We start from the raw sequence: 13223 nt of genomic DNA on the forward strand, positions 1-13223 counted from the left end.
TCCTTGGCCATGCCGTCGAAGCTGCCCTTGCCCTCCTTGGGGACGCCGGCGCAGCCCGGACCGAACGGGCCGTTCATCGGGGTCATGTCGGAGGGTGTAGAGGACGCGGCCGGAGCGGCGGGCTCGGAGGCGGAGGGTCCGGCGGCGGCGTCCTTCTTGTCACCGTCACCGCAGGCGGTCAGCGTGAGGGGGAGGATCGCGACGGCGGACACGGCAAGGGCGGCGCGACGGGCGAGGCTGGAGGTACGGGTGGTGCTCATGACGTGCTCCTTGTGAGGTGTGCGGGTGTTCGATGTGCGGAGATCGGCGGCTTTTGCCGAGCTCCCGACGGGAAATGAAAGTGAGGGGGCCGGGTGGGCTCCGGCGCATGGGGAATCCGCGGCGTTGGCGGCGTCGGATGCGCCAGGGGGATTCGTGGCCTTCGTGGCAGCGGTTGCGCCGGGGGATTCGTGGCCTTGGCGGCAGCGGATGCGCCGGGCGAATGCGGGGCCCTCGCGGCCGCGGATGCGCCAGGCGATTGCGGGGCCCCCGCGGCAGCCGACGCGTCAAGCGAATGCGCGGCCCTCGCGGCGGCGGACGCGTCGTTCGCGGGGTGGTGGTGGTTCCCGGACGGGTGGGGGCGGCCCGCAGTGCCCTGCCCCCACCCGTCCGGGCGGCCGGGAATGCCTCCTCCGACGGGCTCCCGGCCTGGCTGGGGCCCGGCCGGGCCGGACGGGGAGCCCACGTTCCCCGTATCGGCGTCCGGCCCGGCCCCGGGCACCTCGGCCGTCTCCCCAGCCGCGGGAGTCGGGCTCGGGCCCAGTTCCGAGGTGAGCGGGTACGGGACGGCTCGGCCGGTCCTGGCGCGGTCCCTGACCGTGCGGCCCGATGCCTGCCCTGCCGTCCCCGGGCGTACCGCCTCCGGGCGTACCGACGCTGCTGCCGGCCGCCCGGTACAGGGGGCCGGGTGGCCGGCGGCCGGGACGCCGGCCGCGCTTGCGAAGGTGCGCTGTTTTCCGCTCACACCAGTGATTCGCTGCAGCGGGTGGGACCGGATTGGTCCGGGAGCCCGATTCATTCCTTCGAGTAACGGCCGGCCCGCCGGGCTGACGTTTTCAACAGGGGAGAGGAGGGACTCAGGTGTTCCGGGCGTCCTCGAACCGGGTCCTGGCCTCCGCCAGGTCCACGATCGGATCCGGGTAGTCGAGGCGGGCCCGGTCCTGGCCCTCCAGGCGCCAGGGCTGGTGGACCGCGGAGCCCCGCAGGCCGGCGAGTTCCGGGACCCAGCGGCGCACGTAGTCCCCGTGCGGGTCGAAGCGCTTGGCCTGCGCGAGCGGGTTGAGGATGCGGTTGGGGCGGGTGTCGGTGCCCGTACCGGCCGCCCACTGCCAGTTCAGCTGGTTGTTCGCCAGGTCGCCGTCGACGAGGAGGGAGAGGAAGTGGCGGGCGCCGACGCGCCAGTCCACATAGAGGGTCTTGGTGAGGAAACTGGCGACCAGCAGCCGGCCCCGGTTGTGCATCCAGCCCTCGTGCGCGAGCTGCCGCATGGCCGCGTCGACCACCGGGTAGCCGGTGAGTCCCGCCTTCCAGGCCTCGATCTCCTTGGTGTCGGCCCGCCAACGGTCGTGCCGGTCACGGTAGTTGGACCAGGAGGCGGTCGGGCGCGCAGCGAGGACCTGGTGGTGGAAGTCCCGCCAGGCCAGTTGGCGCACGAACGCCTCCGCGCCCGCGCCCCCCTTCTGCCGGGCCCGGTGCACCGCCTCCGTCGGCGACAGCGCGCCGAAGTGGAAGAACGGGGACAGCTTGGACGTGGCGTCACCCGGCATGTCGTCGTGCCGGTCCTCGTAGGCCCCGATGCCGCTCGACAGCCAGCGCGACAGGCGCTTGCGGGCCTCACGCTCGCCGCCGCCGAGCAGGCCCGGTGACGTGCCCGGCACGTCGGCCCGCGACGGCACCGGATCACCGGTCACCCCCTCCGGCACCCGTACCGCCCTCGGCGCGCCCAGCACGGCACGCAGCTTCGCTGCTTCCCACCTGCGGTGATAGGGGGTGAAGACCGCGAAGTGGTCACTGCCCGAGCCGGCCGGCGTCTCGGCACCGGGAGGCAGCACGGTGATGACGGAATCGTGCACGCTCAGCCGGCAGTCGTGTGCGGCGAGAGCGGTACGCAGCGACTCCTCGCGGTGCAACGCGTACCCGCTGGCTCCGCCCGCCACGTGCACCTGGCCCGCACCCGTCTCGGCCACCAGCCGGACCACCTCCTCGACGGCCTCTCCGGTACGGATGACCAGTCGGCCGCCCCGCTCACGCAGTCCCGCGTCGAGGTCCGCCAGGCAGTCGGCGAGGAACGCGCGCCGGTTCGGCGTGGTGAAGCCGGTGCGCCGCACCCCGTCGTCCAGCACGAACATCGGCACCACCTCGTCGGCCCCGTGCAGGGCGGCCCGCAGCACGGGCTGGTCGTGGACGCGCAGGTCGGAGGTGAAGAGCGCGACGGCGATCCGGTGCGGGCCGTTGCCGGTCGTGCCGGCCGAAGGGGGCGTGCGGGTCATGCGGAGAACTCCATCAGTGCCACGGGGTTCGAGGTCGGGGCGGCCGACCCGCCGGCCGGTTCCACGGTGACGCCCATGCCGGATGCCTTGCCCACGGGGCCGCTCATGAGGACTGCCGCGGTCTGCGCGCCCGGGTCCATCAGGCCGGCAGCGCGCATCGTGCCGCCGTCGTTGAACCACAGCTGGTACACCTTGCCCGACGGAGGCTCGGGCATTCCGGACGCCACGAACGCCGCCTGGTTGCGGCTGCGCGAGACGATCACCGTCGCCGACGCCCCGTCCGCGACCTTGCCGGTGGTGGCCTTCGCGTCCGGCGCGGCGAGGACCGCGGCCAGGGCCTGTGCCTGCCGCTGCGAGGCCTGTGCCTGCTGCTGCGAGTCCTTCGCCTCCTGGTGCTGCCACACCGCGATCCCGCCGAACGCGGCGGCCGCCGCCACGCACGCCGCGAGGGTGAAGCGCGTCGCGGCCCGCCCGTACCTGCCCCGCACTCTTCCCTGACGTAGCGTCAAGGGGGGTCCTTCCTGGCGCTCGGTGGTGATCCGCCGCAGTACGTCCGCCTTCATCCGGTCCGGCGGGGTCTCGGTCATGGCGCGGCCCAACCGGGCCGCGGTGGAGGCGAGTTCACTGACCTCCTGGGCACAGGAAGGGCAGTCGGCAAGGTGCCTCTCGAAGGCGATCCGCTCGTCGTCGGGGAGCGCGTGCAGCGTGTACGCCCCGGTCAGCGTGTGCAGTTCGGCCGTGCTCATGCGCCCACCCCCAGGCAGTCGCGCAACCGGATCAGTCCGTCGCGCATACGGGTCTTGACCGTGCCCAGAGGTACGGAGAGGAGTTCGGCGACCTCGCGGTAGGCGAGACCGCGGTAGTAGGCGAGGGTCACCGACTGGCGCTGCAGTTCGGTGAGGGTGCGCAGACAGCGGCGGACCTGCTCGCGTTCGAGCCGTGCCTCGACCTGTTCGGTGACCTCGTCGAACGCGGGCGTGCGGTCCAGCAGCGCGGCCCGTTGCTCACGGTCGGACGACGCCTGTGCCGAGCGCACCCGGTCGACGGCCCTGCGGTGCGCCAGGGTGAGGACCCAGGTCATGCCGCTGCCGCGGGCCGGCTGGAAGCGGGCGGCGGTACGCCACACCTCGACCAGGACCTCCTGGGCGACCTCCTCGGACTGGGCGGGGTCGCGCAGCACGCTGCGGATCAGACCCAGCACGGGGCCGCTGACCAGGTCGTACACCCGGCCGAACGCGTCCTGGTCGCCCCTGGCCACCCGGCCGATGAGCTCCTGCAGGTCGGGCCCCGGGGTGGGCGCCCCGCTGATGTGGACGGCTTCTTTCACGCGGCGTTCCTTCTCTGGCGGTGGGCGGGCAAAGGTGTCCCACCGGGTATTCGGAGGCGTCGTGGGGGCGGATTGGTGGAGCGGTTGCTTTGGCGGCGGGCTGTTCGGTGAGCCTAGGGCGAATGGCGGACGAATCGGCGCAAGCGCATCGAGGGGAGCGACGGGGCGACGGGTGGCGGCCGGGCAAGGCGAGCTGGAGTGACGGGGCGCCGGAGTGACGGGGCGCTCCGCGCGAGGGGCCGCCCCCTTGCCCACCCGTCCCGCCCCCGGGGGGCGGCCCCGCTGCCCAAGGAGGCTGGGGGACGGGGACGGGGGCGGGTGGCGCCTCGCGACCAAGGAGGCGGGGAGTCAGGAGAGGGCTGGGGGCGCGAGGGCAGGCATTTAGGGGCGCGGGGAACTGCGCGACCAGCCACAACGGACCCGCACAAGCCCACCCGTTCCACCCTCAGGGCGCGGGACGAGTGGGTGAGATGCCGGCGCCCTCCCCTAGGGGAGGGCGCCGGGGTCAGGAGGGAAGGGGTCAAGTGGTCAAGGGGTCAGGAGGGGAGGGGCCAGATGGTCAAGCGGTCAGGAGGGAATGGACTCCTGTTCGCGTTCCACCTGCTCGTTCCATTCGCGCTTGACGGCGCGCCACGCGTCGTCGTCCTGGCCCAGGCGCCAGTAGCCGGAGATCGAGAGGCGGTCGCGGGGGATATCGCGTTCCATCCGCAGGTGCCGGCGCAGGTCCTTCACGAAGCCCGCCTCGCCGTGCACGAACGCGTGCACGTCGCCCGCGGGGAAGTCCAGCTCCCGTACCGCCGTGACCAGTTGCTCGCCGACCGGCGCCGAGCCGCGGTGCAGCCAGGTCACCTCGACGCCGTCCGGCGTCGTGATCTTCTGCTCCTCGGCCGCGTCCGCGACCTCCACGAAGGCGCGCACCACCGCGCCCGCCGGCATCCGCTCCAGCGCCGCCGCGATCGCGGGCAGTGCGCTCTCGTCGCCGACCAGCAGATGCCAGTCCGCCGCCGGGTCAGGGGCGTACCCGCCGCCGGGGCCCAGGAAGCGGACCGTCTCACCCGCCTGGACGCGGGCGGCCCACGGCCCCGCCAGGCCCTCGTCGCCGTGCACCACGAAGTCGATCGCCAGCTCGGCCGCCTCGGGGTCCCAACTGCGGATCGTGTACGTCCGGTTGACCGGCCACTGTTCCGCGGGGAACTCCTCGCGGATGCGGGCCATGTCGAAGGGCTCCGGGTAGGTCACTCCCGGCACGTTGAACAGCACCTTGACGTAGTGATCGGTGAACTCGTCGGCGCCGAGGCTCGCGAGGGCCTCGCCGCCGAGGACGACGCGCACCATGTGCGGGGTGATCCGCTCGGTGCGCACCACCGTCGCCTCGTGGGCTCGCGGTGCCTTGCGGGCCGGTCGTTCTGCCACGGTGCTCTCCCCAAAACGCTGAATGACTACTTAGGCTTACCTAAGCTAACAGCTCATCCGTGGAGCACCGAGAGCAGCCGCTGCAAAGAACCTCCCAAGCCCCACCGGTCGGCCAGGACCTTCAGCGCCTCGGGGTCGCGCGGCTCGGACGGCAGTGCGGGGTCGAACGGTGGCAGCGGCACGTCCGCCGCGACCCGTACGACCTTCGGGGCCACCGCGATGTACGGCCGTGCCTCGTTGAACTTCTTGCGCTGGGCAGGGGTCAGCTTCGCGGCCGGGTCGTCGACGGCCGCCATGATCCCGGCCAGGTCGCCGTACGCGTCGAGCAGCTTGGCGGCGGTCTTCTCGCCGATCCCCGGCACGCCCGGCAGGCCGTCGCTCGGGTCGCCGCGCAGCAGGGCCAGGTCGACGTAACCCGGGCCGTCCACCCCGTACCGCTCGCGCAGCCAGGCCTCGTCGGTGACCTGGAGGGTGCCGACGCCCTTGAGCGGGTACAGGATGCGGCGCCCGCGGGCGTCGTCGACGAGCTGGAACAGGTCGCGGTCGCCGGTCACGACGTCGACCGGGCCCTTCGCGCGCCCGGTCAGGGTGCCGATCACGTCGTCGGCCTCGAAACCGTCGGCGCCCACCCGGGCGATGCCGAGCGCGGCGAGGACCTCCTCGATCACCGGTACCTGCGGCGCGAGGGTGTCGGGCGTCTCCTCGGCGTCGGGTGCGCCCTCGACCACCTCGGCGACGCGGTGCGCCTTGTACGAGGGGATGAGGTCGACCCGCCACTGGGGCCGCCAGTCGTTGTCCCAGCAGGCCACCAGGTCGTCGGGGCGGTGGTCGTGGACCAGGCGGGCGATGAAGTCGAGCAGGCCGCGCACCGCGTTGACGGGGGTTCCGTCGGGGGCGCGGACCGAGTCGGGGACCCCGAAGTAGGCCCGGTAGTAGAGGGAAGCGGTGTCGAGGAGCATCAGTCGTCGGGTCACGTCCCTGATGATGCCGCACCCCACCGACACCGGCCCGGCACGGCGTACCGGGACCGTGGCGCGGGCTCCTGTATCGCCCGCCACCAGCGCGTTCCTCGCCTGAGCCGGGACGTGAGAGAGGCATAAGTGAACTGGATCACTTTCCGTTTGGCTCGTGTCACCCCGGGAAGGGGCGCCATCGGAGCGAACCTCGTCCGAAGTTCAACCTCTTGATTTGAAGTTGCATCTTCTGGCGGGTGAGCGGGCCGAATCCGCGCCGCTCCACGACCTGTCCTCGGGGGCGGCCGGTCGTCTTTGGTTCAACACGTGAGGTGTATGTGTCCAGGCTGCAAGCCGAGAACCTGTACAAGGTCTTCGGCAGACGACCCAGCGAGGCGGTTCGGAGGCTCGAAAGCGGCACCGACCGCGAGGAGCTGCGCGCCGAAGGTACGACCGCCGCGGTGATCGACGCCTCGTTCAGCGTCGAGCCCGGCCAGATATTCGTCGTGATGGGCCTCTCCGGCTCGGGCAAGTCCACGTTGCTGCGCATGCTCAACGGGCTGCTCGACCCGACCGCGGGTCGCGTCCTCTTCGACGGCGAGGACCTCACGGCCCTGCCGCCCAAGGACCTGCGCGACGTGCGCGCCAAGAAGATCTCCATGGTCTTCCAGCACTTCGCGCTCTTCCCGCACCGCAGCGTGCTGGAGAACGCCGCCTACGGCCTGGAGGTGCAGGGCGTCCCGCGCGCCGAGCGCGAGAAGCGGGCACACGAGGCGCTGGAGATGGCAGGCCTGAAGGGCTGGGAGAAGTCCTGGCCCGACGAGCTGTCCGGCGGCATGCAGCAGCGGGTGGGCCTGGCCCGTGCGCTGGCGACCGACGCCGACCTGCTCCTCATGGACGAGTCGTTCAGCGCGCTCGACCCGCTGATCCGCCGCGACATGCAGGACCAGCTGCTCGCACTGCAGAAGACCCTGAAGAAGACCATCGTCTTCATCACCCACGACCTCAACGAGGCCATGCGCCTCGGCGACAACATCGCCGTGATGCGGGACGGCCGTATCGTCCAGCTCGGCACCGCCGAGGACATCCTCGTGACGCCCGCCAACGAGTACGTCGCCTCCTTCACCCAGGACGTCGACCGCTCCCGCGTGCTCACCGCGGGCGCCATCATGGCCGAGCCGCACACCGCCATCGGCACGAAGGACGACGCGGGCAAGGAACTGCGCACCCCGCAGGACGTGCTCGCCGCCGCACCCGCCACCGTCGCCGCCGACACCCCGATCATCGAGCTGTTCACGCCGTGCTCGACGAGCGCCGTGCCGGTCGCCGTGACCGACGCCAAGGGCAAGCTGATCGGCGTCGTGCCGCGCTCCCGGCTGCTCGCCGTGCTCGGCGAGCCGATGGAGCCGGCGGACGCCGCATCCGTACCGGCCGAGAAGCATTCGGTGGCGGACACGGAGAACGTGAAGAAGGTGTCCGCAGGTGCCTAGGCTCCCTCTCGGCCAGTGGGTCGACTCCGCAGTCGACTGGCTGATGGCCAACGTCAACTGGCTCTTCGACTTCATCAGTACCGTCATCGGCGGTATGCAGGAAGGCATCTACGCGGTCCTCGGTGCGCCGCACCCGCTGCTGATGGCGGGCATCCTCGCCGTCATCGCGTTCTGGCTGCGCGGGCTGACCGCCGGTGTCGCGTCCTTCGTCGGGTTCGCCCTGATCGACTCGATCGAGCTCTGGGACGACGCCATGTCGACCCTGTCGCTGGTGCTCGTCGCGACCATCATCACGATGATCATCGCGATCCCGCTGGGCATCTGGGCGGCGCGGTCCTCCCGGGTCAGCGCGGTGGTCCGGCCCGTCATGGACTTCATGCAGACCATGCCCGCCATGGTCTACCTGATCCCCGGCGTCCTCTTCTTCGGCGTCGGCCCGGTCCCCGGCATCATCGCCACCATCATCTTCTCGCTGCCCCCCGGCGTGCGCATGACCGAGCTGGGCATCCGGCAGGTCGACGCGGAACTGGTCGAGGCGGCGGAGGCGTTCGGCACCAAGCCGGGCAACATCCTCAAGCACATCCAGCTGCCGCTGGCACTGCCGACGATCATGGCCGGCATCAACCAGAAGATCATGCTCTGCCTGTCGATGGTCGTCATCGCCGGCATGGTCGGCGCCGGCGGCCTCGGTGGCGCGGTCTACCGCGCCATCGGGAACGTCGACATCGGCCTCGGCTTCGAGGCGGGCATCTCCATCGTCATCCTGGCGATGTACCTGGACCGCATGACCAGCTCGCTGGGCACCGCGGTCTCCCCGCTGGGCCGGCGCGCGCTGGCCAAGAGCCGCGCCATGGCCGGCGGCATGAAGATCTGGTCCTACCGCCCGCAGCCCGTCGTGGCCGTCGCGGGCATCGTGGTCCTCGCGCTCGTCGCGGGCAGCATGAGCATGTTCGGCGGCAAGGAGTCCGACACGGCCTCCGACCCGTCGCAGATCGGCAAGGGCAAGAAGATCTCCATGGGTTACATCCCGTGGGACGAGGGCATTGCCTCCACCTTCCTCTGGAAGGAGATCCTGGAGCAGCGCGGCTTCGAGGTCGACGCCAAGCAGTACGAGGCGGGCGCCCTCTACACAGGTCAGTCGACCGGGCAGATCGACCTCAACACCGACGCCTGGCTGCCCACCACGCACGCCCAGTACTGGGCGAAGTACAAGGACAAGCTGGAGGACATGGGCGCCTGGTACAGCCCGACCTCCCTGGAGCTGACCGTCCCGGCGTACATGAAGGACGTCAACTCCCTCGACGACCTCAAGGGCAAGGCGGACCAGTTCGGCGGCAAGATCGTCGGCATCGAGCCGAGCGCCGGCGAGATGGGCCTGCTCAAGGACAAGGTGATGCCCGCCTACGGCATCGACAAGGAGTACAAGCTCATCGAGGGCTCCACGCCCGGCATGCTCGCGGAGCTGAAGCGCGCGTACGCCAAGCAGGAGCCGATCGTCGTCCCGCTGTGGTCGCCGCACTGGGCGTACAACGACTTCAAGCTCAAGAAGCTCAAGGACACCAAGGGTGCCTGGGGCAAGGGCGACGGGGTGCACACGCTGGCCAGCAAGGACTTCTCCTCGAAGAACCCCGAGGCGGCCAAGTGGATCAAGGACTTCAAGCTGGACGAGAAGCAGCTCACCAGCCTGGAGGCGCAGATCCAGAAGTCCGGCAAGGGCAAGGAGCAGGAGGCCGTCCGCACCTGGCTGAAGACCCAGCCCGGCCTGGTCGACAAGCTCGCCCCGGTCGCCAAGGCGCCCAAGGCCGCCGACGGCAAGGACGAGCGGGAGCGCGCGGTCGAGATGGGCTGGTTCCCCTGGGAGGAGGACATCGCCGCCACCTACCTGTGGAAGAACGTCCTGGAGCAGCGCGGCTACAAGATCAACCTCAAGCAGTTCGAGGTCGGTCCGATGTACGCGGCCCTCGCCGGCGGTGACGTCGACGTCCAGCTGGACGGTTGGCTGCCGTACACGCAGAAGAACTACTGGGACAAGTACAAGGACAAGCTGACCGACGTCGGCTCCTGGTACGGCCCCACCTCCATCGAGGTCGCCGTCCCGTCCTACGTCAAGGACGTCAAGTCCCTTGAGGACCTCAAGGGCAAGGCGGACAAGTTCAAGGGCCGGATCGTCGGCATCGAGGCGGGCACCGCCACGATGAAGAACCTCAAGGAGAACGTCCTGCCCCAGTACGGCCTGGACAAGGAGTACGAGGTCGTCGACAGCTCCACGCCGGGCATGCTGGCCGAGCTGAAGCGCGCGTACGCCAAGAAGGAGCCGATCGCGGTCCTGCTGTGGACGCCGCACTGGGCGTACAACGCGTACGACATGACCAAGCTCAAGGACTCCAAGAAGGCCTTCGGTGAGGGCGACCGCCTGCACATCATCGGCAACAAGGACTTCGGCAAGAACTACCCGCAGCTGACCAAGTGGTTCAAGGACTTCAAGCTCAGCGAGAAGCAGCTCGCCGGCCTGGAGGACGAGATCCAGCAGCGCGGCGCGGGTCACGAGCCGGAGGCCGTCGAGGCCTGGATGAAGGAGAACCCGGGGATCGCCGAGAAGATGGCCCCTGTCGCGGGCTGACCTCTCACCGGGCTCCGCCCCGTGGGCCGACCCTGCACCGGGTTCCGCCCCCGCGAGCTGATCCGGCACCGGGTTCCGCTCCCGCGGGCTGATCTTGCACCGGATTCCGCTCCCGCGAGCTGATCCTGCGCCGGAATTCCGCTCCCGCGGGCCGACGTCCCACCTGCTTCATCCGCCGGGCCCCGCCGTTCACCACGAACGGCGGGGCCCGGCTTTTCGGCTCTCCGTACTAGAGGACCGCTCGGCCGGGTGACGCAGGTGCGGCATCTCTACGAAACCATGGTGTGAAGCTGCGTAGGCTGCTGTGCGTCGGTCGGAGAACGAGTGGAGGAAGGGAGAGGAGTCGCCGTGCCCAAGGACGACGGAGCGGGAAGAGACGTCCAGGACGACAAGAAGGACGACAAGGGGATCCTCCGGGTCGGCACGGCCGTCCGCAGGCGGCGGCGCGCCCTGGAGCTCACCCTCGCCGTGGTGGCGCGGCGCAGTGGACTGTCCGTGCCCTTCCTCAGCCAGATAGAGAACGAGCGGGCCCGCCCCAGCATGCGGTCCCTCCAGCGGGTCGCCGACGCGCTGGAGACCACGGCGGAGCAGCTCCTCGCCGCCGCCGACTCCGCGCTCTCCGTCGGTCTGGTCCGGGCCACCGACGACCCCGGGCTCGAACTCGGCCCAGGCGTAAGGCCCTTGGTGCGCGGCCACCACCAGCTCCATGGTGTCGAGTTCACCGGGATGCAGGACGCGGGGGGCGAGTACCAGCATCGCAACGACGAGCTGATGTACGTCGCGGACGGCGCGGTCGAGGTCGAGGCGGAGGGCCGGGCCTACCGGCTGTCACGCGGCGACACCCTGCACCTGTCCGGCGGGGTGCGGCACCGGTGGCGGGCCACCGAACCGGACACCAGGATCGTGGTGGTGGCGGTCGCCGAGCACATCGACGCGGCGGACGAATCGCGGAGGTAGCGATGCCCAGGGGCGGACGGGTGGCGCAGGTGGCGAAGGAGACGGAGCAGGTGGCGGGGCGTACGGATCAGGCGTTGGGGCGTACGGGACCGGGGGCGGCGGGTGTGCCGCGCGTCGTTTCGCTGGTGCCTTCGCTGACCGAGGCGATCGCCGTCACCGTGCCCGGCGCGCTGGTCGGCGTCACCGACTGGTGCAGCAGGCCCGCCGACCTGGGTCCCGGCGTCGTGCGTGTCGGCGGCACCAAGAACCCCGATGTCCCGGCCGTCCTCGCGCTGCGCCCCGACCTCGTCGTCGCCAACGAGGAGGAGAACCGCGGCCCCGATCTCGCCGCCCTGCGACGGGCAGGGGCCGACGTCCTGGTCACCGAGGTACGCACCCTGGAGCAGGCGTTCCGCGAACTGGACCGGGTGCTACGGGCGTGCGGCGCGAGCGGCCGTCCGCGGTGGCTGACCGCGGCCGGGGCGGCATGGTCCGCGCCCGCCCCCGACATGCCGCTGACCCGGGCCGTCGTGCCCGTCTGGCGCCGCCCGTGGATGGTGCTGGGCCGGGACACCTTCGCCGGCGACCTGCTGCGCAGACTCGGCGTGGAGAACGTGTACGCCGCCCACGAGGAGCGCTACCCCAGGCTCGGCATCGACGAACTACGCGCGTGCGGCGCCCAGTTGGTGGTCCTCCCCGGCGAGCCCTACCGCTTCACCGCCGACGACGGGCCCGAGGCCTTCCCCGGCCTCCCGGCCGCGCTCGTCGACGGGCGCATGCTCACCTGGTACGGGCCCTCGCTGGCCGAGGCCCCGGCCGTGCTCAGCGCGGCGCTGCGAGCAGCGCGCCGCTGAGCAGTCCCCGTACGGTACGGGCGGCGGTCACCGCCCACGCGGCCACCAGCAGCACGAACAGGCCTGTCGCCAGCCATCCGAGCGCCTCCAGCCCGGTGTGCCGGGCCAGACCTGCCGCACCCGTCACGCACGTCCCGACGGGGAAGGTGAGGCCCCACCACGTCATGGCGAACGGCATCCCCGCCCGGGCCGCCCGCACGACCAGCGCGGCGGCCAGCAGCAGCCACAGCAGGGCGAAGCCCAGTACCGGCACCCCGTACACGACGGCCAGCGCCTGGAAGCCGTGGGCGTAGGTGGCCCCGACGGCTCCCGGAGCGACGTCGGCGAGCTGGTTGACGGCTGTCGTCGACTGCCCGAGCGGGCCGAGCACCAGGAAGAGCGTCGGGGTGAGCGCGAGCGGCAGCGGGCCGTGCACCAGGAGCCGGGCGAAGACCAGCGGCAGGAGCAGCAGCGTGGCCAGCAGGCTCAGCCCGAACAGGGCGTAACAGGCGAGCAGCAGCCCGGTCCGCGCCTGCCCCTGCGGCAGGTGCGGGATCAGCTGCGGTCCCAGTGCGGCCGACACCATCGGGGCGACCACCGGCAGCAGCCACACGGGCGATGCGCTGCCGGGGCCCTCGATCCGGTGCCTGGCCACCATCAGATACGGAACGACCAGCGCGGCGAGCACGGCGAGCACGCTGCCGACGGTCCACAGCACGGCCGCGACCGCGAGCGCGGCGTGCGGGCCGATGACGTCCTGCCCCACGGCGGTGGTCGAGCCGCCGACGGCGAGCACGGCCATGGCCAGGCAGCCGTAGAAGGGTGCGACCGCGGGATCGAGCAGGTGCGCGCGGGCCTGGTCGCGGTGGCGCCGCCAGTGGGCTGCTCGGGCGCACAGGAGCACGAGCAGGAGGAACGACGCCAGGGCCCAGACGCAGACCAGCGCGGCGCGCAGGACGGCGGAGTGGTACGGGAGGGCGGCGCCCGCGGTGGCCAGGATCGCGGTGCCCATGACGGTGGCGTACCAGTTGGGGCCGAGGTGACGCAGGGGGGAGGGGGCGGTCGGGCCGGTGGCGGGCGCCGCCGGGGTGCGGGGGAGGGGGAGCGCGGTGGTGGTGGCCAT

The 13223-nt window shown here is 71.5% G+C and carries 10 protein-coding genes and 1 pseudogene; 4 read left to right on the top strand and 7 right to left on the bottom strand.

Annotation, left to right across the window (positions count from 1 at the left end; translation table 11 throughout):
- The 6 genes and pseudogenes from ACIQM4_RS26355 to ACIQM4_RS26380 form a co-directional block, all read right to left on the bottom strand.
- Window positions 1–260 (bottom strand): annotated as a pseudogene (locus tag ACIQM4_RS26355) (hypothetical protein); the annotation flags it as partial.
- Window positions 261–1115: 855 nt separating this feature from the next.
- The gene (locus tag ACIQM4_RS26360; RefSeq protein WP_401596285.1) at window positions 1116–2528 is read right to left on the bottom strand and encodes a cryptochrome/photolyase family protein; all 1413 of its coding nucleotides are present in this window, start codon (window positions 2526–2528) and stop codon (window positions 1116–1118) included.
- Complete coding sequence (locus ACIQM4_RS26365; protein WP_401596288.1) at window positions 2525–3274, bottom strand: anti-sigma factor domain-containing protein; 750 nt, start codon at window positions 3272–3274, stop codon at window positions 2525–2527. Before ACIQM4_RS26365 ends, ACIQM4_RS26360 begins: the two co-directional genes overlap by 4 nt.
- On the bottom strand, window positions 3271–3855 hold the full coding sequence (locus tag ACIQM4_RS26370) for a sigma-70 family RNA polymerase sigma factor (RefSeq protein WP_401596291.1): 585 nt from the start codon (window positions 3853–3855) through the stop codon (window positions 3271–3273). Before ACIQM4_RS26370 ends, ACIQM4_RS26365 begins: the two co-directional genes overlap by 4 nt.
- 567 nt (window positions 3856–4422) lie before the next feature.
- A complete protein-coding gene (locus tag ACIQM4_RS26375; protein ID WP_401596293.1) occupies window positions 4423–5268 on the bottom strand; it encodes a siderophore-interacting protein in 846 nt (281 codons plus the stop codon).
- Between the two features lie 53 nt (window positions 5269–5321).
- Window positions 5322–6227, bottom strand: coding sequence for a 5'-3' exonuclease H3TH domain-containing protein (locus ACIQM4_RS26380; RefSeq protein ID WP_401596841.1), 906 nt, complete (start codon window positions 6225–6227; stop codon window positions 5322–5324).
- A gap of 332 nt (window positions 6228–6559) precedes the next feature.
- Between ACIQM4_RS26380 and ACIQM4_RS26385 the strand changes: the two genes are divergently transcribed.
- The 4 genes from ACIQM4_RS26385 to ACIQM4_RS26400 all read left to right on the top strand — a co-directional run bounded on the left by ACIQM4_RS26385 (window position 6560) and on the right by ACIQM4_RS26400 (window position 12121).
- Window positions 6560–7711 (top strand): glycine betaine/L-proline ABC transporter ATP-binding protein, encoded by a 1152-nt coding sequence (locus tag ACIQM4_RS26385; RefSeq protein ID WP_401596295.1) that lies wholly within the window; start codon window positions 6560–6562, stop codon window positions 7709–7711.
- Complete coding sequence (locus tag ACIQM4_RS26390) at window positions 7704–10331, top strand: ABC transporter permease/substrate binding protein (protein ID WP_401596297.1); 2628 nt, start codon at window positions 7704–7706, stop codon at window positions 10329–10331. Before ACIQM4_RS26385 ends, ACIQM4_RS26390 begins: the two co-directional genes overlap by 8 nt.
- Before the next feature lie 408 nt (window positions 10332–10739).
- Complete coding sequence (locus ACIQM4_RS26395; protein ID WP_401596844.1) at window positions 10740–11288, top strand: helix-turn-helix domain-containing protein; 549 nt, start codon at window positions 10740–10742, stop codon at window positions 11286–11288.
- A gap of 104 nt (window positions 11289–11392) precedes the next feature.
- Window positions 11393–12121, top strand: a complete 729-nt coding sequence (locus tag ACIQM4_RS26400) for a helical backbone metal receptor (protein WP_401596847.1) — start codon at window positions 11393–11395, stop codon at window positions 12119–12121.
- On the opposite strand, the gene ACIQM4_RS26405 is transcribed toward ACIQM4_RS26400, so the two are convergent.
- Window positions 12090–13223 (bottom strand): TDT family transporter, encoded by a 1134-nt coding sequence (locus tag ACIQM4_RS26405; RefSeq protein WP_401596299.1) that lies wholly within the window; start codon window positions 13221–13223, stop codon window positions 12090–12092. The genes ACIQM4_RS26400 and ACIQM4_RS26405 overlap by 32 nt on opposite strands.

Source organism: Streptomyces sp. NPDC091272 (genome assembly GCF_044757485.1).
In the GTDB taxonomy this organism is placed as follows: Bacteria; Actinomycetota; Actinomycetes; order Streptomycetales; family Streptomycetaceae; genus Streptomyces.

What these genes read in the sequence shown, in the direction of transcription:
- ACIQM4_RS26360 (WP_401596285.1), bottom strand. Translation starts at nt 2,528, where the DNA reads ATGACCCGCACGCCCCCTTCGGCCGGCACGACCGGCAACGGCCCGCAC.
- ACIQM4_RS26365 (WP_401596288.1), bottom strand. Translation starts at nt 3,274, where the DNA reads ATGAGCACGGCCGAACTGCACACGCTGACCGGGGCGTACACGCTGCAC.
- ACIQM4_RS26380 (WP_401596841.1), bottom strand. Translation starts at nt 6,227, where the DNA reads ATGCTCCTCGACACCGCTTCCCTCTACTACCGGGCCTACTTCGGGGTC.
- ACIQM4_RS26405 (WP_401596299.1), bottom strand. Translation starts at nt 13,223, where the DNA reads ATGGCCACCACCACCGCGCTCCCCCTCCCCCGCACCCCGGCGGCGCCC.